Genomic DNA, 6,201 nt, shown 5'->3' on the forward strand with positions numbered 1-6,201 from the left:
CTGTTCATTCACATATTAAAGAATGACATAGTATACGACTGCGATCACGACTACGAGAATAATACGATAAATCGCAAATGGTAATAACTTTACATTTTGAATCAAACGTAAGAATAATTTGATTGAAATAAAGCCAACGACGAATGCTGCTAAGAAACCGACGATGTAGAACGGAATGTGCGACAAGTCAATGTAGTTGTAATGCTTAACGATTGATAAGCCGCTCGCTGCTAACATAACAGGGACTGCCATAATGAATGTAAAATCCGATGCAGACTTATGGTCTAACTTCATCAATACCCCTGTTGAAATTGTTGAACCTGAACGAGAAAAGCCAGGCCACATGGCAACAGCTTGTGAGAGACCAATAACGAATGCTTGGAAATATGAAATCTCGTCTACATTGACAGGATTACGGACATTGCGACTGTATTTGTCAGCAATAATCATGTATACAGCACCTAAGAATAAACCGATCAGCACAGTTGGTAGGCTGAACAGGTACTTTTCAATGACATCATCGAATAATAAGCCAAGTACACCTGCAGGAATCATCCCGACTAAGATGTGTGTTAACTTTAGGCGACGCGGTTGTGCGCGACGACCTTCTTGATGTTTCGGTGCATACTTGCCGATATGTAGCATTTCATAGTATTTGTGACGGAAGATCCAAGCGGCAGCAAATACAGAGCCTAGTTGGATAACCACCTTAAATGTAAAAGCAGACTCTTTACCTAAAAATTCAGTTGACTTCAACCACATGTCGTCTACTAAAATCATATGACCTGTTGAAGATACAGGTGCAAATTCTGTAAGACCTTCAACAATACCTAAGATGAGTGCTTTAATAAGTTCAAAAAATAGCATAAAAAAATCCTCTTCATTCTATTTAATATCACTGCACATCATAGCATACCACAATGTTCCTTGTCTGTTGTAGCTAAAATATTCAGACCAAAGTATGAAATATGCGCACATAGAAATGTATTCCATGTGCGCATATATTAATTATGATGTCAGTCGCTAAATCAGCAAGCTATCGTAATGAAAGAATTATTGATTTTTACTGTTAGCATCAGTAAACCCACTAATAACTTTTTCAAGTAAGTGGTTTAATTCGTAAATTTCATCGAGCGTTAAGGAGGAAGCCTTTGCTACAGTCATCGAAGCATCACAAAAAGTTGATTCCATTGCTTTACTTTTTTCAGTAAGATAAACGAAAACTTCACGTTGATCTACTTCTGAACGCTCACGTCTAATCAAGTCCATATGCTCCATTCGTTTGAGCAAAGGGGAGACAGTTCCTGTATCAAGGGCCAAATTCGTAACGACCTTTTTGACATTTACAGGCGACTCATCCCATAAAATTCTTAGGACTAAATATTGTGGATACGTTATATTGTGCTGCTTGAAAATCTTATTGGAATAATAACGATTCACTTGTCTTTGTGCATTGTATAGGTTAAAGCATACTAATTCCTTTGTAGGATTGTTGGACATTTATCATTCTCCTCCAGACAGTTTATCCGTTTTCTCTCTCTTTCAACGGATCTTGGTCCGCTCATGATAGTGAGTAGTTTTTAAATCATTAGTGCTAAAATTATGCTATGGTAAATTATAGCATGCGGTCATTTTAGAAGATAGTGCGTACTTTAGCAAGCTAAAAGTCTAAAATAACAAATATATTATAACAGATTTATAAAATTTTTTAAGCGAGGGATATTTGTGGAGAATAAAAAAATAGAAATTACCATAGTGACTGGCTTTTTGGGAAGTGGGAAAACTACATTTTTAAATCAATATATGAACAAAATATTGAAGGAAAATAAAAAGCCTGCAATGATTATTAATGAATTCGGGGACTTTGATGTAGACGGGCATATTTTAGATAAAACTGCATTGTCTATTTCGATGCTGCAAGGGTGTATTTGTTGTGACTTGCAAGATGATTTGGTTGTCCAGTTGCAACAATTAGCACAACAAGGTGTGACACACATTATTATAGAAGCAACAGGTGTCGCAAACCCAATCGAGATGTTAGCAGCATGCCAAGATCCACTGATTGCACATTTGTTTGCACGTCCATTATCCATTGCGATTGTCGATAGTGTTCGATTTTTGCAACAAGACACGTTATCGGAAGCAACACGTGGATTGATGGCTGACCAAATACGTGCGAGTCAACAAGTGGTGTTAAATAAAGTTGATTTACTCGAAACAACAGCAATGCGAGATGTGTTGGTACAACGTGTGTCTGAGTTAGCACCGCATAGCACAATTGTTTTGGCGGAGTATGGGAATGAACAAGCAATCGTGCAACAAGGCGTTGTAGATGTAATGAAACAACCTATTACAAGTGCACATCCACACGCACATTATGATACGTTGAGTTATCATTTCACGCATCCAATTTCACGTGACCAGTTCATCCAATTTATTTTAAATGTGCCTGACCAAATGTTAAGAATGAAAGGGTATATCCAATTTCGAGACGTGCCGAATGAAACATTCTTATTACAATATGCAGGGGGCTTGCCATCCTTGGAGAGTGTAGGAGATGTCCAATTGCCGACGACGCTTGTAATGATCGGTGAACGACTGGATAAACCGGCACTCAAAAACAAGCTTGAACTGTTACAATTTGGTTAATGCGCGTACGGGAGGTGCATTCTGCGTACCATTTCGCTACAATTTAGTTAAGAAATTTAATTGTTGGGGTGATAACGATGAAAAATATTAAAATTAATCAGCACGTGTCGTATTCTAACTTGATACATGGTTTTTTTCGTGCACATGAATGGGGAATGACGGCACAGGAAATGAATCGTTTTTTACATGAGCTTGTTGAACGAGGGATTACAACGATGGATCATGCGGATATTTATGGTAAGTATACCGTGGAGCAACGTTTTGGAGAGGCGCTCGCCTTATCTCCAGAATTGCGTGATCGAATTCAACTTGTGACGAAATGCGGCATTGTCTTACCGAATGAAATTTATCCAGATCATAAAGGGCATCGTTATGATTTAAGTGAAGCGCATATCAAACGTTCAGTTGAGCGCTCATTGCAACAGCTTCAAGTAGACTATGTCGATACGTTATTGATTCATCGACCGTCGCCATTGATGAAGCCTTGCCAAATTACAGATGCGTTGAAATCATTGGTAGATGAAGGAAAAGTACGTTCATTTGGTGTCTCTAACTTTAGACGTTCACAATATGAATTGTTGAATGAATGCCTGAAGGACGATCGTTTCCATATTGCAGTCAATCAACTTGAAGTATCGCCATATATGTTGCAGTCAATCAACTTGAAGTATCGCCATATATGTTGCAGTCATTTCATGATGGTACGTTAGATGATATGTACAAAGATAAAGTGAAAATTATGGCGTGGGGACCATTTGCCGGTGGTCGCTTGTACGATAAAAACGATGCGACGGCACAACGTGTGATGCCTGTATTACAACGCGTGGCAAAAGCACATGATACAACTGTAGAAGCGGTCGTTGTTGCTTGGTTGACGAAACATCCGGCGACGATTATGCCAATCTTAGGGACACAACGATTAGAGCGTATTGACGCCGCGCTTGCAGGTTTGGACGTACAACTACACGATCAAGAATGGTTCGACATCTATACAGCAGCACAAGGATATGATATACCATAAGAGATGAATGATTATGTTAATGGAAAGAGGCAGTGCTTATGACGGAGAAAGAATATCAACAACGCAATCGTTTTAGACTTTATGTTGTTGCATTACCGTATTTAATTTTTGGTGTGATTGTGGCACTCGTAGTGATGTTCGCCCCACAAACAATTTGGCTCGTAACATTGTTTGGTGTATTTATGATTTATAATATTCTCGCAATGTTCGTTGCGTTTTTATTCAAGTATGGCAAGGAAACACTCTATTTGTTGTTTTTATCAGCGTGTATGATTGCTGCGTTTGCCTTCTTTGTAAATATGCTTTTTGCACCACATTAGATAGTAGATAGGGCATGTAGGTCTCTGATTTAGGACTTGCATGCTTTTTTATTAGCATATCTGTAAGCGGTTACAATTTTTGGTTAAATATCATAAAAGACAGTGTTATAATGAAGTTGAAGATAGCGAAGGGGGAATCTTTTATGAAACGTAAAAAAATATCGATCATTGGTTCAGGACATACGGGTGCCACATTAGCATTTATTATTGCAACGCAGGGGATTGCAGATGTCTTACTGGTTGATCGTGACAAAAATGAACAACCGATGAAAGGGAAAGCATTAGATATTTTACAAAGTGGTTCAATTTTAGGATTTGATACACATGTGTCGTCAACCGTTGACTATGCCGATACAAAAGACTCAGATATCGTTGTCATTACAGCAGGTATTCCGCGTCAACCAGGTATGAGTCGTGATGACCTCGTTCAAACAAATGAGGAAATTATGGTAGATGTGACGAAAAAGATTGTCCGCTACTCGCCAAACTGTACAATTATTGTATTAACAAATCCAGTTGATGCGATGACGTATACAGTATACAAAGCATCTGGATTCCCAAGTTCACGCGTAATTGGTCAGTCAGGCGTACTAGACACAGCGCGTTTCAGTACATTTATCGCAGAAGCATTAGATGTGGCTGTTAATGATGTGACAGGACTTGTATTAGGTGGACATGGCGATACAATGGTACCGTTAGTGCGTCATAGTCAAGTGAATGGTGTGCCATTAACTGAATTAATGTCACAAGAAAAAATTGATGCAATTGTTGAACGTACACGTAACGGCGGGGCAGAGATCGTCAAGTTACTTGGTGATGGTTCAGCGTACTATGCACCGTCAGCAGCAATATATGAAATGATTGAAGCCATTCTATTTGATCAGAAACGACTCATCCCAGCCATTGCATATTGTACAGGACAATTCGGCTTGAACGACTTGTACATTGGCGTACCAACAATACTCGGTGCAAATGGTGTCGAACGTATCGTTGAAGTCGCATTGAATGAAGATGAACGTGCGCAATTGTCTCATTCAGCAGCATCTGTTGCGAGAGTGAAAGCATCATTGCGTCACGCATAATAAAAGAAGACCAACAGCAATATCATTTTTACGGATATTACTGTTGGTCTTTTCACGTACGCGCCTACATTTGAAGCAAAACAGCAAAGAATGCGACTAAGTTATTAAACATATGTGTCGCAATGGAGACGGCAATATTACCGTTGCTCTTAACATACGTAACAACGAACATCGTGCCCAATAAAAGGTATGGGACAATTTCTAATGGCATCTGTGCGGCTTGCATATGTAAGAGGGCAAAAAGTATCACTGATAGAACACTCATAAAGCGAATACCGAACTTTTTACCGAGCTCACCGATTAAAAGATGGCGGAATAATAACTCTTCCATAATGGGTGCTGCGATCACAATGCCTATAAACATAATCGGTAACCATTGCGTCTGTTCAAAGAAAATTTTGAGCGCATCTTGATTCCCTGTTTCTTTGAATTGCCATTTTTCAGGAAGATGTGACATGATTGTTAGAAAAATAAAGTTTGTGACTAAATAGCCTATATATGTCATTGCAATGAGCTTACCGTGTCGTCGTAAGTCACTCATGTGACAACGAAACTTTGACCAAAAACGATGACGATGTGACACGCTCACGAATAAAATAATCAGTAGTGCTGTTATGACACTGCTTAACATAATCGTAACCGCACCAGGGATATCAATATGTAAAAGTGTAAAGGCAGTGAATAAGGTAATAGGCAAAATTAATTGACCTAACACATAAATGGGAATAATACATAAATCGAGCCAGGCAACTTTTCGGGATGTATGAAACATGTATGTACCTCCAAGTAATCGTTATATCTTTATAAACTATTAAACCATAATTGTATGTTTCGCGCTAAAATATACACGTGCATACTGGATTGATATCACTTTATCATATTGATTATTAAAACTTATGCAATGACTTGTGTGTATAAATCATACCAAGAACATAAAGTATTTTCTTTTTTAACCCCTTCAAATAGAACAATGTTGCAACAGGATTTTTATTTGATAACATCTGATTTATTAACATGAGCTGTTCAAATTTTGTGTTTCTCGAAACATCTGCATGACTTTTAGTTTGTGCATCTTTTTTATTTAATTTTATGACGTTATCCCCGATAATTTTAGAGCTATATTTAAAAT

Annotated in this window: 6 protein-coding genes and 2 pseudogenes; 4 read left to right on the plus strand and 4 right to left on the minus strand. The window is 38.2% G+C overall.

Translation table 11 applies throughout. The features are described from left to right. Positions 1 to 15 precede the first annotated feature (15 nt). Positions 16 to 867 carry an undecaprenyl-diphosphate phosphatase gene (locus CD122_RS10650; protein WP_103358940.1) on the minus strand — a complete coding sequence of 284 codons (852 nt, stop codon included), beginning with the start codon at positions 865 to 867 and terminating at the stop codon, positions 16 to 18. Between the two features lie 186 nt (positions 868 to 1,053). Then, positions 1,054 to 1,500 carry a MarR family winged helix-turn-helix transcriptional regulator gene (locus CD122_RS10655; RefSeq protein ID WP_103358941.1) on the minus strand — a complete coding sequence of 149 codons (447 nt, stop codon included), beginning with the start codon at positions 1,498 to 1,500 and terminating at the stop codon, positions 1,054 to 1,056. A 225-nt stretch (positions 1,501 to 1,725) separates the two neighbouring features. Between CD122_RS10655 and CD122_RS10660 the strand changes: the two genes are divergently transcribed. The 4 genes and pseudogenes from CD122_RS10660 (at position 1,726) to mdh (ending at position 5,072) form a co-directional block, all read left to right on the plus strand. Beyond that, positions 1,726 to 2,649 carry a CobW family GTP-binding protein gene (locus CD122_RS10660; protein ID WP_240624161.1) on the plus strand — a complete coding sequence of 308 codons (924 nt, stop codon included), beginning with the start codon at positions 1,726 to 1,728 and terminating at the stop codon, positions 2,647 to 2,649. 77 nt (positions 2,650 to 2,726) lie between these two features. Next, positions 2,727 to 3,670, plus strand: a pseudogene (locus CD122_RS10665) (aldo/keto reductase). A 38-nt stretch (positions 3,671 to 3,708) separates the two neighbouring features. Further along, complete coding sequence (locus tag CD122_RS10670) at positions 3,709 to 3,990, plus strand: hypothetical protein (RefSeq protein WP_103358942.1); 282 nt, start codon at positions 3,709 to 3,711, stop codon at positions 3,988 to 3,990. Positions 3,991 to 4,133: 143 nt separating this feature from the next. After that, the gene (gene mdh, locus CD122_RS10675) at positions 4,134 to 5,072 is read left to right on the plus strand and encodes a malate dehydrogenase (RefSeq protein WP_103358943.1); all 939 of its coding nucleotides are present in this window, start codon (positions 4,134 to 4,136) and stop codon (positions 5,070 to 5,072) included. Between the two features lie 64 nt (positions 5,073 to 5,136). On the opposite strand, the gene CD122_RS10680 is transcribed toward mdh, so the two are convergent. Together CD122_RS10680 and CD122_RS12165 are read right to left on the minus strand one after the other, a co-directional pair. Further along, on the minus strand, positions 5,137 to 5,844 hold the full coding sequence (locus CD122_RS10680) for a CPBP family intramembrane glutamic endopeptidase (protein WP_103358944.1): 708 nt from the start codon (positions 5,842 to 5,844) through the stop codon (positions 5,137 to 5,139). A 115-nt stretch (positions 5,845 to 5,959) separates the two neighbouring features. Then, positions 5,960 to 6,201: pseudogene (locus CD122_RS12165) on the minus strand (hypothetical protein); the annotation flags it as partial.

Origin of the sequence: Staphylococcus rostri (genome assembly GCF_002902145.1) — a bacterium.
GTDB classification, from domain to species: Bacteria; Bacillota; Bacilli; order Staphylococcales; family Staphylococcaceae; genus Staphylococcus; species Staphylococcus rostri.

Coding starts and splice junctions, on each gene's coding strand:
- mdh (WP_103358943.1), top strand. CDS start 4,134: ATGAAACGTAAAAAAATATCGATCATTGGTTCAGGACATACGGGTGCC.
- CD122_RS10670 (WP_103358942.1), top strand. CDS start 3,709: ATGACGGAGAAAGAATATCAACAACGCAATCGTTTTAGACTTTATGTT.
- CD122_RS10655 (WP_103358941.1), bottom strand. CDS start 1,500: ATGTCCAACAATCCTACAAAGGAATTAGTATGCTTTAACCTATACAAT.
- CD122_RS10650 (WP_103358940.1), bottom strand. CDS start 867: ATGCTATTTTTTGAACTTATTAAAGCACTCATCTTAGGTATTGTTGAA.
- CD122_RS10680 (WP_103358944.1), bottom strand. CDS start 5,844: ATGTTTCATACATCCCGAAAAGTTGCCTGGCTCGATTTATGTATTATT.